General features: G+C 62.2%; 20 protein-coding genes, 1 tRNA gene and 1 pseudogene. 13 read left to right on the top strand and 9 right to left on the bottom strand.

The genetic code is table 11. From position 1 onward, the window contains the following. Window positions 1–4: 4 nt before the first annotated feature. Window positions 5–1,939 (bottom strand): 4Fe-4S binding protein, encoded by a 1,935-nt coding sequence (locus BLV27_RS01825; protein ID WP_092641399.1) that lies wholly within the window; start codon window positions 1,937–1,939, stop codon window positions 5–7. Between the two features lie 124 nt (window positions 1,940–2,063). Between BLV27_RS01825 and BLV27_RS01820 the strand changes: the two genes are divergently transcribed. From BLV27_RS01820 to BLV27_RS01785, 9 genes and pseudogenes are all read left to right on the top strand, one after another. Then, window positions 2,064–2,633 carry a DUF3305 domain-containing protein gene (locus BLV27_RS01820; protein WP_170831316.1) on the top strand — a complete coding sequence of 190 codons (570 nt, stop codon included), beginning with the start codon at window positions 2,064–2,066 and terminating at the stop codon, window positions 2,631–2,633. Beyond that, window positions 2,630–3,259 (top strand): DUF3306 domain-containing protein, encoded by a 630-nt coding sequence (locus tag BLV27_RS01815; protein ID WP_092641393.1) that lies wholly within the window; start codon window positions 2,630–2,632, stop codon window positions 3,257–3,259. The genes BLV27_RS01820 and BLV27_RS01815 overlap by 4 nt, the downstream gene beginning before the upstream one ends. Then, complete coding sequence (locus BLV27_RS01810) at window positions 3,256–3,870, top strand: TorD/DmsD family molecular chaperone (protein WP_092641389.1); 615 nt, start codon at window positions 3,256–3,258, stop codon at window positions 3,868–3,870. Before BLV27_RS01815 ends, BLV27_RS01810 begins: the two co-directional genes overlap by 4 nt. A gap of 27 nt (window positions 3,871–3,897) precedes the next feature. Beyond that, the gene (locus BLV27_RS01805) at window positions 3,898–4,089 is read left to right on the top strand and encodes a twin-arginine translocation signal domain-containing protein (RefSeq protein WP_092641386.1); all 192 of its coding nucleotides are present in this window, start codon (window positions 3,898–3,900) and stop codon (window positions 4,087–4,089) included. A gap of 12 nt (window positions 4,090–4,101) precedes the next feature. After that, a complete protein-coding gene (locus BLV27_RS01800) occupies window positions 4,102–7,071 on the top strand; it encodes a formate dehydrogenase subunit alpha (protein ID WP_092641383.1) in 2,970 nt (989 codons plus the stop codon). Window positions 7,072–7,084: 13 nt separating this feature from the next. Continuing rightward, complete coding sequence (gene fdh3B / locus BLV27_RS01795; RefSeq protein ID WP_092641380.1) at window positions 7,085–7,684, top strand: formate dehydrogenase FDH3 subunit beta; 600 nt, start codon at window positions 7,085–7,087, stop codon at window positions 7,682–7,684. Between the two features lie 70 nt (window positions 7,685–7,754). After that, a complete protein-coding gene (locus BLV27_RS01790; RefSeq protein WP_092641377.1) occupies window positions 7,755–8,975 on the top strand; it encodes a formate dehydrogenase subunit gamma in 1,221 nt (406 codons plus the stop codon). Between the two features lie 6 nt (window positions 8,976–8,981). Beyond that, entirely contained in the window at window positions 8,982–9,107 is a 126-nt protein-coding gene (locus BLV27_RS19980; protein WP_280140279.1) for a hypothetical protein, read from the top strand. A gap of 146 nt (window positions 9,108–9,253) precedes the next feature. Continuing rightward, window positions 9,254–10,304, top strand: a pseudogene (locus BLV27_RS01785) (IS481 family transposase). 72 nt (window positions 10,305–10,376) lie between these two features. On the opposite strand, the gene BLV27_RS01780 reads toward BLV27_RS01785, so the two are convergent. From BLV27_RS01780 to BLV27_RS01745, 8 genes are all read right to left on the bottom strand, one after another. Next, the gene (locus tag BLV27_RS01780) at window positions 10,377–11,078 is read right to left on the bottom strand and encodes a D-lyxose/D-mannose family sugar isomerase (protein ID WP_092641374.1); all 702 of its coding nucleotides are present in this window, start codon (window positions 11,076–11,078) and stop codon (window positions 10,377–10,379) included. Window positions 11,079–11,194: 116 nt separating this feature from the next. Further along, a tRNA-Pro gene (locus tag BLV27_RS01775) sits at window positions 11,195–11,271 on the bottom strand. A 46-nt stretch (window positions 11,272–11,317) separates the two neighbouring features. After that, complete coding sequence (locus BLV27_RS01770; RefSeq protein WP_092641371.1) at window positions 11,318–12,301, bottom strand: DMT family transporter; 984 nt, start codon at window positions 12,299–12,301, stop codon at window positions 11,318–11,320. Between the two features lie 196 nt (window positions 12,302–12,497). Then, window positions 12,498–13,601, bottom strand: coding sequence for a 3-isopropylmalate dehydrogenase (leuB, locus tag BLV27_RS01765; RefSeq protein ID WP_092641368.1), 1,104 nt, complete (start codon window positions 13,599–13,601; stop codon window positions 12,498–12,500). 59 nt (window positions 13,602–13,660) lie between these two features. Continuing rightward, window positions 13,661–14,581, bottom strand: coding sequence for an endonuclease/exonuclease/phosphatase family protein (locus tag BLV27_RS01760; RefSeq protein ID WP_092641365.1), 921 nt, complete (start codon window positions 14,579–14,581; stop codon window positions 13,661–13,663). 17 nt (window positions 14,582–14,598) lie between these two features. Then, the gene (locus tag BLV27_RS01755) at window positions 14,599–15,444 is read right to left on the bottom strand and encodes a hypothetical protein (RefSeq protein WP_092641362.1); all 846 of its coding nucleotides are present in this window, start codon (window positions 15,442–15,444) and stop codon (window positions 14,599–14,601) included. 258 nt (window positions 15,445–15,702) lie between these two features. Continuing rightward, window positions 15,703–16,308: a 3-isopropylmalate dehydratase small subunit gene (gene leuD / locus BLV27_RS01750; RefSeq protein ID WP_092641358.1), complete on the bottom strand. Its 606-nt coding sequence runs from the start codon at window positions 16,306–16,308 to the stop codon at window positions 15,703–15,705. 30 nt (window positions 16,309–16,338) lie between these two features. Further along, window positions 16,339–17,148: a DUF4198 domain-containing protein gene (locus BLV27_RS01745; RefSeq protein WP_092641354.1), complete on the bottom strand. Its 810-nt coding sequence runs from the start codon at window positions 17,146–17,148 to the stop codon at window positions 16,339–16,341. Here BLV27_RS01745 and BLV27_RS01740 point away from each other — a divergent pair. The 4 genes from BLV27_RS01740 (at window position 17,147) to BLV27_RS01725 (ending at window position 22,128) form a co-directional block, all read left to right on the top strand. Beyond that, the gene (locus tag BLV27_RS01740; protein ID WP_092641351.1) at window positions 17,147–18,316 is read left to right on the top strand and encodes a HupE/UreJ family protein; all 1,170 of its coding nucleotides are present in this window, start codon (window positions 17,147–17,149) and stop codon (window positions 18,314–18,316) included. The genes BLV27_RS01745 and BLV27_RS01740 overlap by 2 nt on opposite strands. 119 nt (window positions 18,317–18,435) lie before the next feature. Further along, entirely contained in the window at window positions 18,436–20,235 is a 1,800-nt protein-coding gene (locus BLV27_RS01735; protein WP_092642034.1) for an adenine deaminase, read from the top strand. Next, entirely contained in the window at window positions 20,236–21,720 is a 1,485-nt protein-coding gene (locus tag BLV27_RS01730) for an AMP nucleosidase (RefSeq protein WP_092641348.1), read from the top strand. Window positions 21,721–21,837: 117 nt separating this feature from the next. Beyond that, window positions 21,838–22,128: an HU family DNA-binding protein gene (locus tag BLV27_RS01725; RefSeq protein WP_092641345.1), complete on the top strand. Its 291-nt coding sequence runs from the start codon at window positions 21,838–21,840 to the stop codon at window positions 22,126–22,128. The last annotated feature ends 90 nt before the right edge of the window (window positions 22,129–22,218 follow it).

The following is a 22,218-nucleotide window of genomic DNA, read 5'->3' as shown; positions in this document are numbered from 1 at the left end:
TCTCCTAATTTAGATAATCGTCGCTCGTCCGCGTTTTGGGGCGCGGAGCGGAGGCGAAGGGGTTGTTTTCGGAATGGGCCATCGCATTGACCCGGCAGGTGTCGCACATGCGGATCATGCGGGCCTTCTCGGCCCCGAACATCGGGTGCTTGTCGGCCAGCATCCCGGCAATGCGTTCGATGGTCGAAGCAACGCCGAAAGGCTTGCCGCACTCGACGCACTCCGCTGGCTCTTCCGCGTTCAGGATGCGCGGCGAAAGTGCATCGGGCGAGAGATTCAACTGCGGCTGCAACGTAATCGCGTCTTCGGGGCAAATGTTGGCGCACAGACCGCATTGCAGGCAGGCGTCTTCCTGGAACCGCAGTTCGGGTCGGTCCACGTTGTCCATCAGCGCGCCGGACGGACACAGCGAGACACACGACAGGCAAAGCGTGCAAGCATCGGTGTCGACAACCACCGCGCCGTAAGGCGCACCGTCCGGCAAAGGCAGGACAGTCGTGGCATCGTGAAGCGCCGTTGCGGCGACGCGCGTGACTTGACGCCGCGTGCCCATAGGCAGGATCGGATCGTGCAAAACAGTCTCGAACCCGCCACGTAGAGCCTTTTCCAAAGCCTCCGGGTCGGTCACGTCGATCAGTCGTGCAGCGTCGCGTCCGGCCAGCGCATTGGCCAGAGCGATCTGGTCCAGCACCGGATCCCGTTCCGTCCGTGGGGACGGCAGGATATCGACACGCGCAAACCCGGCTCCCAGCGCCGCCATGATTTCGGCGTGGCCGAAGGCAGCGATGGCGGGGATATGTAGCGGCACGGCATGGTCCGGCAGGCCCGCCCCGTGACGCGCGGACAGGGCGATCATCTCGCGCCCGTGGTCATCGTGAATCAGAAGCGTCGGTGTCTTGCCGTGGGTGCGGAAAGTCCGGGCCAGTATCTCGATCCGGCGGAAGGTATCGTCGACCGGCGGCGCGGCATAGGCGACCGCGCCCGACGGACAGACCGACGAACAGGCCCCGCAGCCCGCGCAGATCATCGGGTCGATGGTGACATGTTCGCCGTCGGGTACGATGGCGCCGGTCGGGCAGATGTCGAGGCAGTTGGTGCAGCCCGTCTGCTCGGCCCGGCTGTGGGCACACAGCGCGGACTCGGTCCGGACGTGCAGCACCTTCTCGAAGGTGCCGACCATCTGGCTGGCCTCAAGTATGGCATCGGCCACCGCTTGCGGATTCTTGGGATCGGGGCGCAGATAGCCTTCCCGCTTATGGTGGGCCGGGAACAGCGGAGTGCCCCCGGTCATATCAAGGATGATATCACAGCGGGTCTTGGCCCCGTCGCGCGGCGCGGTGAAGGTGGTCTGCCGCCCGGTCGGATTGATCTGACACAGGGTATCCAGCGTCAGTTCAAACCCGCCGAAAGCTCCGGCGGCCTTGCGGATACGCCCAGCGACGACGTCGAAGGGCTGCTTGTCGGGCGCAGCGCCGGCGTCGGTCAGAAGGACAGTTACGGCCAAGGCATCCTTGAGCCGATCGGCAGCGGCAAGCGCTGCATCTTCGGGACCGACGATCAAGCACAGACCGTCGGACGTCACATCGAGGATGCGGGGCTCTGCCGGAGCCAAGTCACCTTCGGCCAGAAGCGCGGCCTGCTTGGCTGTGACGTCGCCCTCGCCCCAGCCTGCGCGGTCGCGGATATCGACGAAATGCGGCGCGGCGATCCCGGCTTCGGTGGCCAGCGCAGTCAGCGCTTCGGCCTCTTGCACGCAGGCCATCAGCGTGTTCGGCCCCGCGAAAGCGCGCCCGACAATGTCCGGCGTGGCGAGACACAACGCATCGTGCACCTTCCCGCAGGCCCGACCCGTGGCCGCGGACAATGCCTTTGCATCGACAGGCTGCGATCCGGCGCATGTGCATAGAACAAGATGGCCCGCTTGGTCGCGTCCGGTCATCGGTCTCTCCTCTATCCCCGGCGCTCAGATGCACACGACGCCCGTCAGGTTGCAAGACGACGCCTGTGTCGCTGTCAGATATCGTCTCTTCACATTGACACGTGATGCGTTGCAGCATGTGTGCATGAACAACCAAGCTCCAAAGATCGCCGAGATGCCCGTCGGCATTCTGATTCGGCGCGCTCCGGGTGTGACCCGCTGGGTCGCGCAGAACTGGACTTTCGTCGGGATCATCCCCCACGCCCCGCGTGCCGACTGGAAGCTGATGCGGGAAGATGGGGATGTCGCCGAATACCACGCCGCGACCCTGACATTGCAGATGCACCGCAAGGACACCGACAGTCTTGTGCAGAACCTTACATCGCAACAGCCCTCCGTCTGGGTCGCGCTGCGTGGCACCGGACGGCCCGACCCGGTGCTGGTCACCGCCTCTCCGTTCGAGGCGAGCTTTCACGATGTCGACGCCGAGGATCGGATTGAAAAAGTTGCCATGCCGAAGGGCATGATCGAATGGGTCGAAACCTTCGTCGCGTTGCACCACGAGGATGACCCCTTCGTGAAGCGCAAACGCGACCGGCGCGAAGAAGGCGAGGCGCAGGACGGCAAGGGCGACGAGCGGATTGCGCAGGTCGCGGATGTCTGGCGTAACCCGCAATCGCTGCGCGCCCGCAAGGCCGAGGGGACGCCGGAATGAGCGATTTCTGGTCCCGCCGCAAAGGAGCCGTCGAGGAAGCGCAGGAGGCCGAGCGCAAGTCCGAATCCGAAGCGCGGGAGCAGGCCGAACAGGCCGAGCGCGCAGCCGCCCAGGCCGAAATGACGGAGGCAGAACTGCTGGAATCTCTGAACCTGCCCAATCCGGACACGGCCAAGTCCGGCGATAACATCGCGGCGTTCATGGCAAAACAGGTGCCGCAGCATATCAGGAATCGCGCGTTGCGCAGCCTCTGGCGGTCCAATCCAGTGCTCGCCTGCGTCGACGGGCTTAACGATTACGACGGAGATTTCACTGGAAATGGCCTGAAAGATGGCGTTCTCAAGACGTCCTATCAGGTGGGTAAGGGTCTGGCCGCGCACGTGCAAAAGATGGCCGAAGACGCCGAAACGGCAGAGGCAAAGATCACCGACGACCGGGAAATCGTTGTACCCGATGAAAAAGATCGGGAAACCAAGATTGCCGCAGGTGACCAGAATCCCCTTGATGAAGGTAAAGCAAAAGTTAATGGTATGCTCAGGAATACCGGGGCTGAGGAGACTTCGGGCCCTGTGGTGAAGCCTTCAATACGAATGCGCTTCACCTTCGAGGAGGACGATCGGGAATGAACGCAACTGCACCCGGACCAGCGGGTCAGCCAACGGACGAGGACCGCCTGCGCGCGGATCTCTATAATTATCTCGGCCTTGTATTGTCTCGTCCAATGGACCGGATGACGCTCGACCAGACTGCTGCGCTGGAAGGCGACGACAGTGCCCTTGGCCGTGCAATCACAAAGCTCGCGACTGCCGCACGGGATGCGGACGTCAAGGACGTGAAGCGGGAGTACAACGCGCTTTTCATCGGTCTGGGGCGTGGCGAATTGCTGCCCTATGCCAGCTTTTACCTGACTGGATTCCTGAACGAGAAGCCCCTCGGTGCGCTGCGGCGCGACTTCATGGCGCTGGGCCTGGCCCGTGCGGAGGGCGTGTTTGAGCCCGAGGACGGGATCGCCAGTCTGATGGAGGTCATGGGCGCGATCATCGTGGGCCGCTTCGGCGCGCCGTTGGTCTTATCGCGCCAACGCGACTTCTGGGGCAAGCATGTCGCCCCCTGGGCCGGACATTTCTTCACGGATCTGTCCAAGGCAAAAACCGCATCCCTATATGCCGCCGTTGGCGACGTGGGCCGCGAATTCATGGAAATCGAGCGCGAAGCGTTCCGGTTGGCGACCGCCTGACAGCCGCATCTTTTTGGAGGAATGAGCATGACGGATAAAACCGACACCAAGGTCGACGGCAAACGCCGGGGTTTCCTGAAGATGGCGGCCGCCGCGCCCGCCGCCGTGGCGGCGACGACCCTTGCCGGAACCGAGACGGCCGAAGCCGCGACCGGCCCGCAGAAGGGTCTGGCAGACACCGAGCACACGCGCGCCTATTTCGCCAGCGCGCGCTTCTGAGGAGGGGACGAAATGCTTCGTAGAAAAACCACCCAGGCTCCTCGCTCCGGCGGCGTCGCCGTTCTTGACCGCGCTGCAAAGACCGGCGTTGATCGCCGTTCGTTCCTGCGCGGCTCCGGGCTGGCCATCGGCGGCCTTGCTGCCATCGGCGCGACCGGCGGCAACGTCGCCCAGGCGCAGGTCGCTGAATACGCGGTCGCCGACGGCGTCCAGAAGATCAAATCCGTCTGCACCCACTGCTCGGTTGGCTGCACGGTCGTTGCCGAAGTGCAGAACGGCGTCTGGTTCGGCCAGGAGCCGGCCTATGACAGCCCGTTCAACCTCGGCGCTCACTGCGCCAAGGGGGCCGCGGTCCGCGAGCATGCCCACGGCGAGCGTCGCCTGAAGTACCCGATGAAGAAAGTCGGCGGCCAGTGGGAGCGCGTCTCCTGGGAGCAGGCGATCGACGAGATCGGCGACCAGATGCTGACCATCCGCGACGAATCCGGCCCGGACTCGGTTTACTGGCTGGGTTCAGCCAAGCATTCCAACGAACAGGCCTATCTGTTCCGTAAGTTCGCCGCCTATTGGGGTACGAACAACGTCGATCACCAGGCGCGCATCTGTCACTCCACCACGGTGGCGGGCGTTGCGAACACCTGGGGCTACGGCGCCATGACCAACAGCTACAACGACATCCACAAGTCCAAGGCGATCTTCCTGATCGGCGGCAACCCGGCCGAGGCGCACCCCGTCTCGCTGCTGCACATCCTGAAAGCCAAGGAAGAGCAGTCGGCCCCCCTGATCGTTTGCGATCCGCGCTATACCCGCACCGCCGCCCATGCCGACGAATACGTCCGCTTCCGGCCCGGCACCGACGTGGCGCTGGTCTGGGGCATCCTGTGGCACATCTTCGAGAACGGGTGGGAAGACAAGGAGTTCATCCGCACCCGTGTCTGGGGCATGGATCAGATCCGCGAAGAGGTGAAACGCTGGACCCCCGAGGAGGTGGAGCGCGTCTCCGGAGCCCCGGCATCGCAGCTGCGCCGCGTCGCGCGCCTCCTGGCTGAAAACCGACCCGGCACCGTCATCTGGTGCATGGGTGGCACGCAGCACACCAACGGCAACAACAACACCCGCGCCTACTGCATTCTGCAGCTGGCCCTTGGCAACATGGGCACCGAGGGTGGCGGCACCAACATCTTCCGCGGCCACTGCAACGTGCAGGGTGCCACGGACCTCGGCGTTCTGGCCGACACGCTGCCGGGCTACTATGGACTTTCGGACGGGGCCTGGGGTCACTGGGCCCGTGTCTGGGACGAAGACATCGACTGGCTGAAGGGCCGCTTCAGCGATGCCGAATTCAACGACACCAAGATGATGAACGCGACCGGCATCCCGGTCTCGCGCTGGATCGACGGTGTACTGGAGGAAGCGGAGAACATCGACCAACCCGCGAACACGCGCGCGATGGTCTTCTGGGGCCACGCCGCCAACAGCCAGACCCGCATGAAGGAAATGAAGACCGCGATGGAGAAGCTTGATCTTCTCGTCGTCGTCGACCCCTTCCCGACCCTCGTGGCGGCGATGCAGGACCGCGAGGACGGCGTTTACCTGCTACCCGCGACGACGCAATTCGAAACGCGCGGTTCGGTTACGGCCTCCAACCGCTCGCTTCAGTGGCGCGACAAGGTGGTCGACCCGCTGTTCGAGAGCCTGCCCGACCACATCATCATGGCGAAATTCGCCAAGAAGTTCGGGTTCGCTGACCGGATCTTCCGCAACATCGAGATGGAAGCCGAGGACACGCCCCTGATCGAAGACCTGACGCGGGAGTTCAACCGCGGCATGTGGACGATCGGCTATACCGGGCAGTCACCCGAGCGCATCAAGATGCACATGGCCAACCAGCACACCTTCGACAAGACGTCGCTGCGCGCTGTCGGTGGTCCGGCTGATGGGGATTACTACGGTATGCCCTGGCCGGCCTGGGGCAACCCCGAGATGAACCACCCCGGCACCGCGAACCTGTACGACATGTCGCTGCCGGTCGCCGAAGGCGGCCTGACCTTCCGTGCCCGTTTCGGCGTGGAGCGGGACGGCGACAACCTTCTGGCCGAAGGCGTCTACTCCGTCGGCTCGGAAATCCAGGACGGCTATCCCGAGTTCACGATGCAGATGCTTCAGGACCTCGGCTGGGACGCCGATCTGACACCCTACGAGCGGGCGATGATCGAATGGGTAAGCGGATTCCGCGACGCCCGCCCCGGTGAGGAAGAAGTCGGAGAGACATCGCAGCAGGGCGAAATGCCCTCCGACTACAAGGAAAAGGTCGGTGGCGTGAACTGGAAGACCGACCTGTCGGGTGGCATCCAGCGTGTCGCGATCGCCCACGGCTGTGCCCCCTTCGGCAATGCCAAGGCCCGCGCCGTGGTCTGGACCTTCCCCGATCCGGTCCCGCTGCACCGCGAGCCGCTGTACACGCCGCGTCGTGACCTCGTGGCCGAATACGGCACCTATGAGGACAAGAAGTTCTGGCGCGTTCCGACCCGTTACGCCTCCATTCAGGAGAACGACTTCTCGCAGGAGTATCCGATCATCCTCACCTCCGGCCGCCTGGTCGAATACGAGGGTGGCGGAGACGAGACGCGGTCCAACCCGTGGCTTGCCGAACTCCAGCAAGAGATGTTCGTCGAGATCAACCCGCGTGACGCCAACAACCTGGGCGTGCGCGAGGGCGGCGACGTCTGGGTCGAAGGCCCGGAAGGCGGCAAGGTTCTGGTCAAGGCGATGGTGACCCCGCGGGTGGGTGAAGGCGTTGCCTTCATGCCCTTCCACTTCGGCGGCATCTTCGAGGGGCGCGACCTGCGGGAGAATTACCCGGAAGGTGCCGACCCGATCGTGCTTGGTGAGTCCACCAACACGGCCCAAACCTACGGATACGACTCGGTCACGCAGATGCAGGAGACGAAATCGACTCTCTGCAAGATCTACGCAGCCTAAGGAGACGAAAGAAATGGCACGCGCAAAATTCCTCGTCGACGCCGAACGCTGCATCGAATGCAACGCCTGCGTCACCGCCTGCAAGAACGAGCATGAAGTCCCCTGGGGCATCAACCGCCGCAAGGTGGTCACCATTCAGGATGGCCAGCCGGGCGAACGCTCGATCTCGGTTGCCTGCATGCACTGCTCGGACGCGCCCTGCATGGCGGTCTGCCCGACGGACTGCTTCTACCAGACCGCCGATGGCATCGTGTTGCACTCCAAGGACCTGTGTATCGGTTGTGGCTACTGCTTCTATGCCTGCCCCTTCGGCGCGCCGCAGTTTCCGACAGCCGGCAACTTCGGCAGCCGCGGCAAGATGGACAAATGCACCTTCTGCGCCGGTGGCCCGGAAGAAGACATGTCCGAGGTCGAGTTCACCAAGTACGGTCGCAACCGGATCGCGGAGGGCAAACTGCCCGTCTGCGCCGAGATGTGCGCCACCAAGGCCCTGCTGGCCGGTGATGCGTCGGAAGTTTCCGACATCTACCGCGAACGTGTGGTGGCACGTGGCTTCGGCTCCGGTGCCTGGGGCTGGTCCACAGCCTATGGTCCGGAAGCTCGTGACAACTGAGCCAAGGTAAATTTCGGCCCGCTCCGATCAATCGGGGCGGGCCTTATTCGTCTCGCGATGGGGAACCCTGATGCTTCGAACACTTTTGTTTCTGATCGCCTTCGCCATGCCCGCCATGGCCCAGGACGCGGTCCCGACCGGCGGCCCTGACGACCCTTTGGTCATCGACCGGTCCGCGACCGGGGGTGCGACGACGTTGGAAGAGATCATGGCCCGCCAGAACGCGCTCGCCGCGGGTCAGGCCGAGCCGAATATCGACACCACGGAGCGTCGGACGCAGCCCGGAATGCCCGGTGCGCCGATAACCGAACCGCTTGGAACGCTCGGTGGGGCCTCCGACCCGGACCTGTGGCGCGGCGTGCGTTATAGCAACGTCGGATTCGACACGCAGAACCGAGGTCCTGCGGCGACCACCCTGATACAGGACGGCGGCATGTGGTGGCTGGATGTGCGCGACAACATCCTGCGCCCCTATGGTGGCTATCTGTTGCTGGGCACGCTGGCGTTGCTGGCGCTGTTCTTCCTGATCCGTGGCCGCATCAAGATTGACGGACCCAAGACGGGCCGTACCCTGCTGCGGTTCAAGACATATGAGCGCTTCGGCCACTGGCTAACCGCGGGCAGCTTCATCGCCCTCGCCATCACCGGGATCCTGGTGCTGTTCGGGCGCGTGGCGATTATTCCGCTTCTGGGACACGAGGCATGGGCCCCGATGGCGATCGCCTCCAAATGGGTGCACAACAACATCAGCTGGGCGTTCATGATCGGTATTTTGATGATGCTGTTCATGTGGACGCTCCAGAACATTCCCAACAAGGACGACCTGAAGTGGCTCGCCAAGGGCGGCGGTATCTTTGGCGGGGGCCATGTGCCCGCGCGCAAGTTTAACGCCGGCCAGAAGATCATCTTCTGGGTGGTCATCATCGGCGGCGTCTCGATTTCGGCTTCGGGGCTTTCACTGCTGTTCCCGTTCGAGTTGCCGATGTTCGCCGGAACGTTCGAGCTGCTCAATGGCTGGGGACTGCCGCAGGCCATCGGCCTTGGTGAACTCCCGACCACGATGTCCCCGCAGGAAGAGATGCAATACGCTCAACTGTGGCATGGCATCGTCGCCTTCGGCATGACGGCAGTCATCTTTGCCCACATCTACCTCGGCTCCATCGGCATGGAGGGCGCGTATGACGCGATGGGCAAAGGTGAGGTAGAGGAACAATGGGCGCTTGAGCACCATTCCATCTGGGCCGAGGAAGTTATGGCCGAGCGGAACCCCAAGCAAACCCCGGCGGAGTGAGTTAAAATGAAAACCATGTTCATCGCCTTTGCAGCCGCCCTGCTGATCGCCGTCGTGGCCGATGTGGGCCTCGACCGGATCGGCTTCTCCTCGGCCGAACGGCAAAGCACCGACTCGGTCCGACTGGACTGACATTAATTCGATCATCGCAACGCCTAAGCAATGTTTGCTTCCGAGCCGGTGGGTCGCGACGTTCTTTGCGTCAAAAGCCAAGGTGTTAGCTGTTTGATCCCACGGTTTGATGGTGCGATCCTTTCTAATGCCTGGAAGGAAGCATTATGGGACAAGTTCGTCACGGGAGCGCCACGACCACGCACGCCGTCAGAGCTGCAATACAGCGATCCACTGCCCGGCAGGGTCATGAAACGCATGATCCCGAGAGGGGCAAGCTTCGCTCTCGCAACTGAGCCAAGAACTGGGCATCAACCCGAAGACGGTCGCCAAGTGGCGAAAACGGCAGACGGTCGAGGACTTGAAGACCGGGCCGAAAGAGCCGCGCTCCACGGTCCTCACCGAAGCGGAGGAAGCGATGATCGTCGCTTTCCGAAGACATACACTGCTGCCGCTGGATGATTGTCTGTATGCCCTGCAGCCCTCGATCCCGCACCTGACACGTTCAGCACTACATCGTTGCCTGCAGCGGCACGGCATCTCGCGCCTGCCGGACGTCGAAGGCCCCTCTCACACATGCAAGCATGTGTTGCCGGGCAACGGACAAGCCAAAGCGGCAGAAGTTCAAGCGCTACCCCATCGGGTTCTTTCAAATCGATATCGCCGAGGTTCAGACAGTTGAGGGCAAGCTCTACCTGTTCGTCGGGATTGACCGGACCAGCAAGTTTGCGGCCACGCAACTGGTGGACAAGGCGGATCGCAAGACAGCGTGGGAGTCCGTGGAGCATCTGCCCAAGGTTGTCCCATATCACATCCACACGATCCTTACGGACAACCCTTACGGACAACGGCATCCAGTTCGCTGAGCAGCCCCGGAACCGGAACACGGCATCTTCCCGGCAGATGCGGTTCGACATGATCTGCGACGTGAATGGAATCGAACACCGCCTGACCAAACCCAACCACCCCTGGACCAACGGCCAGGTTGAACGAATGAACCGCACGATCAAAGAGGCCACCGTCAAACGATATCACTACGACAGTCACGACCAGCTGCGCACGCACCTCGCGGACTTCATGGCAGCTTATAACTTCGCACGGAGGCTTAAGACGCTCAGCGGGCTCATGCCCTACGAATACATTTGCAAAATCTGGACATCAGAGCCGGACAGATTCATTATCAATCCGATCCACCAGATGCCGGGACTACACACCTAAAGACCGTCCACTCATCGCTGATTGCTGCGCTCTGAATTGTCGGCGTGGCGCTGATTGTGCTGACCAGCCGGTTCACGCGCGTCTGCCCTGCGGAAGATGCATCCCGTAATCGCTGACCAGAAGGTGCAGGGGGGCTGTGTCTTCGTCGACCTGCGCAAAGCGGCCGATCGGTTCGCGAAAGATGTTGTCGGTCTCGTCGTCGTTAACGGTCGAGACCTCGCCTATCAGAACGTCGCCACCTTCGCCCCAGAATGCATGCCAATCACCGGGCATCAGGGTGATCGACTCTCCGGGGGTCAGTTTGAGCTTTTCGCCAGGCGCATAATCGCGCCGAATGCCGTCGCAGAAGACGGTGCCGCCCCGGTCTTCGGCGAATTTTCCCTCACTGTCCGAGCCGAACAGCTCGATCACCAGCGTTGCACCACCCCGGTTGATGATGTCTTCCGCCTTGATCACATGGGTGTGCATCGGGCTGAGCTGGTCCTGTTTGGAGATCAGCAGCTTCTCGGCATAGCACATGCCCCCGCCGCGCCGCAGGTCGGCCAGCCGGCCGTTGCGCAAGGTGAATAACAAAAGCCCCATCTGATCGTAGCGGCCCGCGCCGTAATCGGTCACGTCCCAGCCGCAGCGCGCGTCGATGACTGCGCGCGCGCGCGCTGCATTGGCCCGGAATTCGTCCGGCGTCCAATAGGCAAAAGGGGGCAGCACGAACCCATGGCGGCGGATCATCTCGTCGCCCTCGGTGATAAGGTCGTTGATGCGGGAGCGTTTCACGGGCGACATCCTTCTACGGGTATACCTGTGGTGTGCCGCCGTTTCCCCTCAAAGGCCAGCCCGACCAAGGGCGCAGTACGCGCCTCGGTGTCTGGAATCGCATCTCTTAAATGATCTGGTCGGGCAGAGAGGATTCGAACCTCCGACCCCCTGCTCCCGAAGCAGGTGCGCTACCAGGCTGCGCCACTGCCCGACCGTGGCCGCGTCCTATCGGGCCGCGTGGGCCTAGGCAAGACCTATCATCGGTAGGCCGTAGAGACAGCACGCGCCTCCTCGGAGAGCATTCGTCCGATGCGGAAAGTCGTGCCTGTTTCGGGCCGCGTCCGGGTTCGAAGAACCGGCGTATGGCGCGACCTGCCGCGCCCTTCACGGAACACGATGTAGAGACCCGAGGCGATGATGATCCCGGCACCCAATGCGGTTCCGGCGTCGATCGTTTCGCCGAAGAACAGCCAGCCATAAAGCGCCGCCCAGACAATCTGGCTGTATTGCATAGGCGCGACCAGAACGGCGTCGGCCCGGCGATACGCCTGAATCAGGGCCAGGCCCGCAAGGAACGCGAGGCCAGCCATCATCGCCCAGAGTCCAAGGTCGCCCAGCGGCATCGGCTTGTAGACGAAAGGCAATAATAGCCCCATCACCGCGAAATTCGCCATCATGGGATACAGCATCAACACGGCCGCGCGCTCATCCCGACCGATCTTGCGCACGATGACCGAGGCCAACGCGCCGGTGAATGCCGCCAGAAGTGCGGCGGCATGGCCCAGTCCAAGGTCCAAGCCTTCCTGGCTGCCGGGCTGCAAGACGACCAGAACTCCCAGCAGGCCGACGACGCACGCCCCACCACGATGAATGCCGACCTTCTCGCCAAGGATCGGGATCGCCAGCAGCGTGATCAGGAGAGGCGAAGCGAAGATCATCGCGTAGACCTGCGCCAACGGTAAAACGGAGAAGGCATAGAACGCGCAAAACCCAGTGTTCACGGCGGCAACGGTGCGCAGCACACTCCACCATGGGTGCCGCGGGATAAGGGTGCTCGCCTCGCTGTCGCGCAGCAGCATGAATACGACCAGCGGAAAAGTCAGCAGGACGCTGAAGAAGATGATCTGGAAGACGGAGTAGCCACCGCCCAGCATCTTGACCGCGATATCATGGGTGGAAAAGAGCGCGAAAGCCGCCAAAGCCAGCAGGATACCGGGCAAGGGAGATGTACGTTCGGGCATGGTGCCCTCCGGTTTGTGTTCACCACGGTCACCCTGTCGGGCGTTCGCGGTATGAGACCAAATCTCCTCCCTCCATTCGGCCTAACCCGAGTTGCGGTGATCCGAAAGGGGGAGGGAGGAAACAAATGCCCCCGCCGCGACGGATGCCGGGCGGGGGCGGTTTTTGTTGGAGCGGACGCGCGGTCCGGGTCGATGATCAGGCCGCGTCGAGGGCGGCCAGAATCGCGTCTCCCATTTCGGTCGTGCTGATCGGTGTGCCGCCTTCGGGCCCCATCAGATCGGCCGTCCGCGCACCGTCGGCCAGAACCTGCTGAACCGCGCCTTCCAGAAGATCGGCATTGTCCCCCTCGTCAAAGGAGTAACGCAGCGCCATCGCGAAGCTGAGGATGCAGGCAATAGGGTTCGCCTTGCCCTGACCGGTGATGTCGGGCGCGGAGCCGTGCACAGGCTCATAAAGTGCCTTGGGACGACCATTGGCCATCGGCAAGCCGAGGCTGGCCGAGGGCAGCATCCCCAAGGACCCTGTCAACATTGCCGCGCAGTCGGACAGGATATCGCCGAAGAGGTTGTCGGTAACGATCACGTCGAACTGCTTGGGCGCGCGAACCAGCTGCATCGCGCCGTTGTCGGCGTACATGTGCGACAACTCCACGTCCGGATATTCGGCATCGTGGATTTCCTGCACGACGTCGCGCCACAGAACGCCCGATTCCATTACGTTGGCCTTCTCCATGGAGCAGACCTTATTCGACCGCTTGCGGGCCAGCTCGAAAGCCGAGCGGGAAACGCGCGCAATTTCGGATTCCGTGTAGCGTTGGGTGTTGATGCCAACCCGCTCGTTGCCTTCCTTGTGGATGCCGCGCGGCTCTCCGAAGTAGACGCCAGAGGTCAACTCCCGAACGATCATGATGTCGAGGCCGGCGACGATATCGTGCTTGAGCGAGGAGAAATCGGCCAGCGCGTCAAAGCACTGCGCCGGGCGCAGGTTCGAAAACAGATCCATTTCCTTGCGCAGGCGCAGCAGGCCCCGCTCCGGTTTTACCGAAAAATCCAGGTCGTCATATTTCGGACCACCGACAGCCCCCAGCAGGACGGCGTCGACTTCCTGCGCCTTGGCCATCGCCGCATCTGTGAGTGGCGTGCCGTGCTTGTCATAGGAGGCACCGCCGACCAGATCCTCGGACACGTCGAAGGTCAGGCCCTTGTTTGCTCCGAACCAGTCGATCACGCGCCGTACCTCGGCCATGACTTCGGGGCCGATGCCGTCGCCCGGCAGGATCAGAAGGGAAGGGTTCGCCATGGGTCAGCGCCTTTGCTTGGGTTTGGTTGACGGTGGGGTAAGCCCTGACCCCGCAGGCGTCAAGGAACCGCCACCTCGACCCAGACAAGGCGCGACGATCCGGCATCGGGATCATGCAGGACGCCGCTGCCCAGAACCCGCAGACTACGCGGCGGCAGGACGTAATCGACCCTCATTCGCCCTGCAGTCCGCCATTCGACCGTCGCCGGGCTGCCGTCATCGGACAGGGGGCGGGGGTCCTGAAGGGCTGGATGCTCCAGAAGGCAGTGCAACGCCTCGGCGTGGCCCTCTCCGCGCGCGGGGTCCTGATTGGCGCGCCCCATGACAAGCGGACGCCGGGCCGCATCCACAAGATTGGCCACGAAGGCGAGCTCGTCCCGGTTGCGCAAGCCGTTGCGGTCTTCGGGGCCATCGAAAACAGGCGTGCCTGCGGATAGCGTGATCAGCGTGATCTCCTCCGCGCCTATACGGAGGGGGATGACCCATTGCGCCGTCGTAGCCAGCGGAACGACCGCGCGTGCATCCGGCGGCAGGACATTGGACGCCTCGGAAATGTCGGACCAGAGCGTGTGGCTCAAATCCTCCACCGCGCCGAACGGGTACCGCGACAGAACGGCCATTCCACTGTCTCCCAAGAACCAGCCATAGCCCAGCGCATCGCGCGCCTCGTATGTGGTGCCGTCGCCGTCAAGATCGACACCCGAAGGCACACCGGAGTTGGGCGGCAATTCGACAGTATGGCCGTACGTCAACCCCGCCCCTGCCAATCGCTGCACCACTGCATCAAGGCCAGCCCCATCATAGTCCCAGTCAACATCCATCAGCATCAGCACATCTGCATCCGCCGCGACGATGATCGAGAGCGCCGCCTCAGCCTGATCGTTCTTACCAGAACGCAGATCGCGCAGCATGAGGCCAGGGCCCTTGCGCCCCAGTCCGGTGTCGAAAGTCGCAAAGCGGATCGCATCGGCCGAGGCCATCGCCCCGAAACAACAGATCAGGCCGGCAAGAAGGCCGGATCGGGTACGCCACGTTCCGAGACAAGGCGACGGCGCTTTTGCGAGATCATCAGGGCCAGACGGCGCATCGCGATGCCGCGCAAGAACAAGGATGTCGGAAGAAATGCCCACAGTGCCATCACCCAGACCGTCATCAAGTCGCTTTCCAGCATCGACACCCCGTACGAATTCGCGATGTACACGGCCAAGGGTGGAGTCAAGTATGGCAGGATAAGACCTAACAGAATGTTAACGGCTCCGTCGCGTTTTAGCCGCTTGACGACATCGCCACCCGCAGTCGGGTCGAATGTCGGCAAGTTGATCCAGACGTTGAAGCTGCCCGTCGGCGATGGCCAGCCCCGAACGCGGATCATGATCGCGAAAATCGTCAGGCCGACCAACGATGTCAGATAGGCCAGACCGGCGGCGGCACGCACCATCTGCGCCTGACCCAGCGTTGTGCCCTCGGGCAAGATCCAGATCAGCAGCCGAATCGGCGACAGCGGAAAGTCCATTGAATGCCCAAGCAACACGCCAACCGCCAGGATCAACCGTGCCAGCAAGGACGGCTCGTGCTTGCTGGAGCAGGCCAGCGCAATCAACGTGAGCGTGGTGAACAATGTCAGGAATCGGACGCGATTGAACGGCGGCGCACTGCGGAATTCTATAAGGCCGGGATAGATCGAAACATATTCGACAATTACGAAGACGGCGGCGAACAGGGCAATCAGAACGAAGGCATCGCTGACCTGAGAATTCACATCGGGCAGCAGCAGCGATGGGGTCAAAACCATCGCCACCATGAGTAGCGCACGAATGCACGCACCTGGGAGCTGCGAAATCACTGCCTGTCGATCCTTACCGGATGGCCCCTGGTTTTTATGGAGCCTTGATTATCTTCTGCCCTCGTTGGGGCGACTGCCTCATTCTTGACATCAACTTGCCTTGTTTAACTTCACCCCGCAACCGGCTGAGGTTGCACGAAAAGCGTTAAGAGGTTTTGTGTGCCCAGAAAGCCGCAAAGCCTTCCTGAGAAACAGGAAGGCTTATTAATTTCAATATCTTACGTTTCGACTTTAAGGCGCTTGACGCGTTGGCAATAATCAGACCCAGGGACGGGCTTGCGCCATGTTTTGCTCAAAGGTCTTGATCGATGCGGCCTTCTCCAAGGTCAGGCCGATATCGTCCAAGCCGTTCAGAAGGCAATGCTTCTTGAAGCTGTCCACTTCGAACGGATAGGCAGTGCCGTCGGTGCCTATGACCGTCTGGTTCTCCAGGTCAACGGTGATCCTGGCGTTCTCACCATTCCTGGCATCATCCATCAACGCGTCGACCTGCTCTTTCGGCAAAACGATTGGCACGATGCCGTTCTTGAAGCAGTTGTTGTAGAAGATATCTGCATAGCTGGGTGCGATCACCGCGCGGATGCCGAAGTCCAGCAAGGCCCAAGGGGCATGTTCGCGCGACGAGCCGCAGCCGAAGTTATCACCCGCGACAAGGATCTCGGCGTTGCGATAGGCGGGTTTGTTGAGCACGAAATCAGGCAACTCCGCGCCATCGTCGCCATAGCGCATCTCGTCGAACAGGTTCACGCCAAGACCCGACCGCTTGATCGTCTTCAGGAACTGCTTGGGGATGATCATGTCGGTATCGACATTGATCAGCGGCAAGGGGGCTGCAACGCCGGTGATGGTCTTGAACTTGTCCATGGGGCCCTCCGGGGATTTCTCCCGCGTGACTTACTCCTCGGGGACGGCGAAGGTCAACGCGGCCCAGAGCGTCTCCCATACCGGGTCGCCTTCGACTGCCGGCTCCATCGGCAGGATCGTGACCGAGTCGAGCAGGTATTCATGCCCGGCGTCCACCGGCAGCGTCGCCCGCCCCTCGGCATCGGTACGGTGTAGCGTGATCTCGACCGAGCCATCGGGCGCCTTGTCGAACATTTCGATCTGCGCATCTACCTTGGGTGCGCCGTCAAACATAAGCAGAACCGGCAGCCCGCCCGACATGTCGTCGGTATAGGGATTCGCCTGCGCCACGAACTCCACCCGCAGACCGCGATCGGCATCCGACCCGGCACCGTCCCCGACGGCGACGAGCGCCTTGGCGAAACGACGATAACTCTCCTTGAAGTTTTCCTCGGACAGACCGCGATCCAGGTGGCCTTGCTGCGCGAAAGTGAAGTCCTTGTGATTGGTGAAGTTCACCCACTTGACCCATTCCGAATATGTGACCGTGTTGTCCGTCGTCTCGTGAATGATCGTCAAAAGCCCCTCGGGCAGATCCTCGACGTCAAAGGCCGGGTTGTTGCCGATGCGGCTGGGCACTTCGGCTCGGTTTCCGCTTACCACCATGTCGAACCGTGCCGACCGGTTCGGAATGAAGGACAATGCAGAGCCTGCAAACTCCTGCCCGTTTCGGAATGTTGCTTGCACCGTCGCGCCGGCGTCCACCGTGTAGTCGAGCGGTTCGATCCAGAATTCATGGGCTTGAAGCGGGGTCGCTACGATGCACATTGCTACCAGATATGATTTCGGAAGGGTGAACATGGGAAAGCTCCTGCTGCTGCAAATCAGGGTGGTGCTCCTCGCGCTGCTGTCAATGGCCTTGCCGTTCACGGCTACGGCACACGAGGTGCAGCCCGCCGTTGCCGACGTTGAAATAGGGCCGGACACTGTCACCATAACTTTGCGCACGGCGGTGGAGCCGATCATCGCCGGTGTGAACCTTTCTGAGGTTGAGGATACCAACGACTCCCCCCTGTCGGACCAGAACGACGCGTTGCGCGCGCTGCCACCGGCGGACTTGGCGGCAGCTCTGACCGAAAGCTGGACCTCAATTTCCGAAAACATCACCCTGACCACTGGCGATACCGACCTGCTGCCGATGCTCTCGGAAGTGGACGTGCCCCAAGTCGGCGACATCGAAATCCGGCGCGATTCCACGCTGACCCTCGTGGCGGACCTTCCCGAAGGCGACGATCCGGTCGTCTTCGGCTGGGACGCGGCTCTGGGCGGGTTGATCATCCGGCAGATCGCGGCAGGCACCGACGACGCCTACGAGGCCTATCTGACAAATGGCGCGCTCTCAGATCCGATGCCGCGCACCGGCGTGGCGCAGACATCTCTGGGCGATGCTGTTTACCGTTACGTCGTGTCGGGGTTCGACCACATCATCCCCAAGGGTCTCGACCATATCCTCTTCGTGCTGGGTCTTTTCTTCTACTCCCGCGCGTGGCGCCCGCTGCTCTGGCAGGTGTCGGCCTTCACGGTCGCGCATACGGTTACGCTCGCGCTTGCGACGTTGGGCATCGTTCAGCCGACGATGTGGGTCATAGAAGCGCTGATTGCACTGTCGATCGTCTGGGTCGCGGTCGAGAACATCTGGTCCGGCGGGAAGAAGGAGATCGGGTGGGAGCGTATCGGTGTCGTATTCGGTTTCGGACTGCTTCACGGACTGGGGTTTGCCAGCGTCTTGTCAGAGTTCGGGCTGGGCAGCCATTTCATCGCATCCCTCATCTCGTTCAATATCGGGGTCGAACTTGGTCAGATCACCGTCATCGCGGCTGCTTTCCTGCTGTTCAGCCTGCCGTTCGGGGCGCGCTCTTGGTATCGCGCCAGGATCGCGGTCCCGATATCGGTCGTCATTGCGGTGATCGCCGCATACTGGGTCCTGAACCGGATCGGCTGGGCAGGAGACATCCCCTACCTAGCCTAAATGCACCGGGTCGTACCTCTTCCCGCGGCCTTCCTCTTGCCGAAAATATCCTGGGGGAGGCCGCAGGCCGGGGGCAACGCCCCCATTGCACGCTCCGCCAACCCATGACACCTTTCGCCATGACACCCGAGACTCTCCCTTCCTGGCCCGATGCTGCCCCCACCCTCATCGCCGTAGCCGCCGGTCGCGCCTCCGCCGAAACGGTGGTGCGCGGCGGCAAAGTCGTGAATGTTCACACGCGCGAAATCCTTGATTGGGATGTCGCCATCGCGCAGGGCCGTTTCGCCTATGTCGGCCCGGATGCCAGCCACTGCATCGGTCCGGACACCCGGATCATCGAGGCGAAAGACCACTATGTAATACCCGGCCTTTGTGACGCGCATATGCACGTCGAATCCGGGATGCTCACCCCCGCCGAATTCGCCGCCGCCGTTATTCCGCACGGCACCACCGCGATGTTCACCGATCCGCATGAAATCGCGAATGTGCTGGGCCTTCCGGGTGTGCGGTTGATGCACGACGAGGCGCGGATGCAGCCCTGTTCGATGTTCGTGCAGATGCCCTCCTGCGCGCCGTCCGCGCCCGGCCTAGAAACAACCGGGCACGAGATCACGCCGGACGACGTGGCCGAGGCAATGGCCTGGCCCGGTATCGTCGGATTGGGGGAGATGATGAACTTCCCCGGCGTGGTGAACGGCGATCCCAAGATGCTGGCCGAAATGGCGGCGACCGCGCGGGCGGGCAAGACCATCGGGGGCCACTATGCCTCCCCGGATCTTGGCCCTGCCTTTCATGCCTATGCCGCCGGTGGCCCAGCCGACGATCACGAAGGCACCTGCGAAGACGACGCCGTTGCCCGTGTGCGCCAGGGGATGCGGTCGATGATGCGGCTGGGCTCGGCCTGGTATGACGTTGAGACGCAGATAACGGCCGTGGCCGAGCGTGGCCTTGATCCACGCAACTTCATCCTGTGCACGGACGATTGTATGGCGGGCACGCTGGTGAACGACGGCCATATGAACCGCGTTCTGCGCCATGCAATTGCTTGTGGGTGCGATCCTCTGGTCGCGCTTCAGATGTGCACGATCAACACCGCGACGCATTTCGGGCTTGAACGTGAAATGGGATCCATCGCGCCCGGTCGCCGGGCCGACCTGATCCTGACGTCCAACCTGACTGAATTGCCGATCGAGCATGTGATCGCACTGGGGCAAACGGTGGCGACGGACGGTACGCTGATCGCCGACTGCCCGCATCTCGACTGGCCCGGCACCGCGCGCCGAACCGTAAACATGGCCCGCGACCTGAGTGCGGAAGATTTCAACATCACCGCCCCCAACGGCGCAAACGAAGTCCGCGCCCGCGTCATCGGTGTGCTGGAGAACCAGGCCCCGTCCAAGGCTCTGACCCGTACCCTGCCCGTCACCGATGGCCGTGTGGATACGACCGGGCACCCGGATACGTGCCAGATTGCCCTGGTTGAACGGCACCGTGCCACGGGCGGCGTGACGAACGCGCTCGTCTCGGGCTTTGGGTATCGCGGCAAGATGGCCATGGCCTCGACCGTCGCGCATGACAGCCATCACATGATCGTCGTGGGCACCGACCGCGCGAACATGGCGCTTGCCGCGAACCGGCTGCGGCAGGTCGGCGGCGGCGTGACGCTGTTTGCCGACGGGACGGAGCGCGCCTTGGTCGAATTGCCCATCGCAGGCCTGATGTCCGACAGCCCCGCCGCCGAGGTCGCCGCCAAGGCCGAAGCCCTGATGGGGGCGATGCGCGATGCGGGCTGCACCTTGAACAATGCCTACATGCAGCATTCCCTGCTGGCTCTTGTCGTGATTCCGGAACTGCGGATCAGCGACCTAGGCCTTGTGGATGTCACGAAATTTGAACTGACCGATCTTATCGAGACCTGAATGACCCTTAAGACATCCCCAATCCGCACGCCCGAGATTGGCGAAGCCCAAGCCTTTACCGACGCGGGCAAGGCCGTGGCCGAGCTGAAACGGCTCTACACCGAGGCGACCAAGTTCCTTCAGGTGCATTTCCAAGATGCCCTTGGCGGTGTCATGCCGGACTGCCGCTATCGTGCCTACTATCCCGAAGTGCGGATCACGACGACAAGCTACGGGCGAACCGATAGCCGCCTGTCTTTCGGGCATGTCGCCGAACCGGGGCAATATACGGCAACGATCACGCGCCCGGACCTGTTCGAAAACTACCTGACACAGCAGATCGCCTTGCTGATGAAGTCACATGATATCCCGGTGATGATCGGCCCTTCGGAGACGCCGATCCCGGTGCATTTTGCTGTCCTCAACGACGCAGATCTGAACGTCCCGCAGGATGGCGTGCTGCCGTTCCTGATGCGCGATGTCTTCGACGTGCCGGACCTGGAGACCACGAACGATGCCATCGTGAACGGCGTGGGATTCCATTTCGAAGACGGATCGCGCCCGCTTGCCCCGTTCACCGCCCAGCGTGTCGATTACTCGCTGGCGCGGCTGTCGCATTACACCGCGACCAATCCCGCCGATTTCCAAAATCACGTGCTGTTCACGAACTACCAATTCTACGTGGATGAGTTCATCTCCTACGGGCGACAGGTTCTGCGCGACCCGGACTCGGGCTACCTCGAACTTGTCGGCCCGGCGGGTCAGCGGGTCACGGCAGGCGACCCGGACGCAACCATGATCGACCCGCCCAAGATGCCACAGATGCCGACCTACCACCTGACCCGCGCCGATGGCGGAGGCATCACGCTGGTGAACATCGGTGTGGGTCCGTCGAACGCAAAGACCGCGACCGATCATATCGCCGTGTTGCGTCCCCATGTCTGGCTGATGGTCGGGCATTGCGCGGGCCTGCGCAATTCGCAATCGCTGGGCGATTTCGTCCTGGCCCATGCCTACCTGCGGGAAGATCACGTACTGGATGACGATCTGCCCGTCTGGGTTCCGATCCCGGCACTGGCCGAAGTGCAGGTCGCGCTGGAGGATGCGGTGGAGCGGGTGACCGAGTTGGAGGGCTACGAACTCAAGCGCATCATGCGCACCGGCACCGTCGCCACGATCGACAATCGCAACTGGGAATTACGCGAACAGGCCGGCCCCGTGCAGCGCCTGTCGCAGTCACGCGCAATCGCACTGGATATGGAATCCGCCACCATCGCGGCCAACGGGTTTCGCTTCCGGGTGCCCTACGGCACGTTGCTTTGCGTGTCGGACAAACCGCTGCACGGGGAGCTCAAGCTGCCGGGCATGGCCTCCGATTTCTACAAGACACAGGTCAGCAGACACCTGATGATTGGAATCCGGGCCATGGAATCGCTTCGCGAAATGCCTCTGGAGCGGCTTCACAGTCGAAAATTGCGAAGTTTCGAGGAAACAGCCTTCCTTTGACGCTCTTTTATGACCACACATCGGTCATTCGGCCTCACAATTTCTTGTGACAAGCCAAAAGGACAGGTTAAGGTCCGCCAAACGAAGCAAGATTCCACTGGGAAGGGAGAGCCGCACATGGCCAATAAACCGATGACCAAGACGCAACTCGTCGCCGCACTGGCCGAGAAGATGGACACCGACAAGAAGTCGGCGTCCGGCGCACTCGACTCGATCATCGAGATCATCACCGAGGAAGTATCGAACGGTGGTGCCGTGACCCTGCCAGGTGTCGGCAAGATCATGTGCCGCGAACGTCCGGAGCGTATGGTCCGCAACCCCGCTACGGGCGAGCAATTCAAGAAAGAGGCCGACAAGGTGGTCAAGATGACCATCGCCAAGGCTCTCAAGGACTCGGTCAACTCCTGATCGGCGGCCCCACGGGGCACCGCACCGCACACTATGATCTAAGGCCCTTCGGGGCCTTTTTTCATGACACGTTCTATCGGCGCTTGTCCC

Origin of the sequence: Jannaschia faecimaris (assembly GCF_900107415.1) — a bacterium.
Taxonomy (GTDB): domain Bacteria; phylum Pseudomonadota; class Alphaproteobacteria; order Rhodobacterales; family Rhodobacteraceae; genus Jannaschia; species Jannaschia faecimaris.
This window is presented reverse-complemented; position numbering and strand designations above follow the sequence as displayed.

Bases quoted from the DNA above. Each gene is read 5' to 3' on its own strand.
- BLV27_RS01825 (WP_092641399.1), bottom strand. From the start codon at position 1,939: ATGACCGGACGCGACCAAGCGGGCCATCTTGTTCTATGCACATGCGCC.
- BLV27_RS01820 (WP_170831316.1), top strand. From the start codon at position 2,064: ATGAACAACCAAGCTCCAAAGATCGCCGAGATGCCCGTCGGCATTCTG.
- BLV27_RS01815 (WP_092641393.1), top strand. From the start codon at position 2,630: ATGAGCGATTTCTGGTCCCGCCGCAAAGGAGCCGTCGAGGAAGCGCAG.
- BLV27_RS01810 (WP_092641389.1), top strand. From the start codon at position 3,256: ATGAACGCAACTGCACCCGGACCAGCGGGTCAGCCAACGGACGAGGAC.
- BLV27_RS01805 (WP_092641386.1), top strand. From the start codon at position 3,898: ATGACGGATAAAACCGACACCAAGGTCGACGGCAAACGCCGGGGTTTC.
- BLV27_RS01800 (WP_092641383.1), top strand. From the start codon at position 4,102: ATGCTTCGTAGAAAAACCACCCAGGCTCCTCGCTCCGGCGGCGTCGCC.
- fdh3B (WP_092641380.1), top strand. From the start codon at position 7,085: ATGGCACGCGCAAAATTCCTCGTCGACGCCGAACGCTGCATCGAATGC.
- BLV27_RS01790 (WP_092641377.1), top strand. From the start codon at position 7,755: ATGCTTCGAACACTTTTGTTTCTGATCGCCTTCGCCATGCCCGCCATG.
- BLV27_RS19980 (WP_280140279.1), top strand. From the start codon at position 8,982: ATGAAAACCATGTTCATCGCCTTTGCAGCCGCCCTGCTGATCGCCGTC.
- BLV27_RS01770 (WP_092641371.1), bottom strand. From the start codon at position 12,301: ATGCCCGAACGTACATCTCCCTTGCCCGGTATCCTGCTGGCTTTGGCG.
- leuB (WP_092641368.1), bottom strand. From the start codon at position 13,601: ATGGCGAACCCTTCCCTTCTGATCCTGCCGGGCGACGGCATCGGCCCC.
- BLV27_RS01760 (WP_092641365.1), bottom strand. From the start codon at position 14,581: ATGGCCTCGGCCGATGCGATCCGCTTTGCGACTTTCGACACCGGACTG.
- leuD (WP_092641358.1), bottom strand. From the start codon at position 16,308: ATGGACAAGTTCAAGACCATCACCGGCGTTGCAGCCCCCTTGCCGCTG.
- BLV27_RS01740 (WP_092641351.1), top strand. From the start codon at position 17,147: ATGGGAAAGCTCCTGCTGCTGCAAATCAGGGTGGTGCTCCTCGCGCTG.
- BLV27_RS01745 (WP_092641354.1), bottom strand. From the start codon at position 17,148: ATGTTCACCCTTCCGAAATCATATCTGGTAGCAATGTGCATCGTAGCG.
- BLV27_RS01735 (WP_092642034.1), top strand. From the start codon at position 18,436: ATGACACCCGAGACTCTCCCTTCCTGGCCCGATGCTGCCCCCACCCTC.
- BLV27_RS01730 (WP_092641348.1), top strand. From the start codon at position 20,236: ATGACCCTTAAGACATCCCCAATCCGCACGCCCGAGATTGGCGAAGCC.
- BLV27_RS01725 (WP_092641345.1), top strand. From the start codon at position 21,838: ATGGCCAATAAACCGATGACCAAGACGCAACTCGTCGCCGCACTGGCC.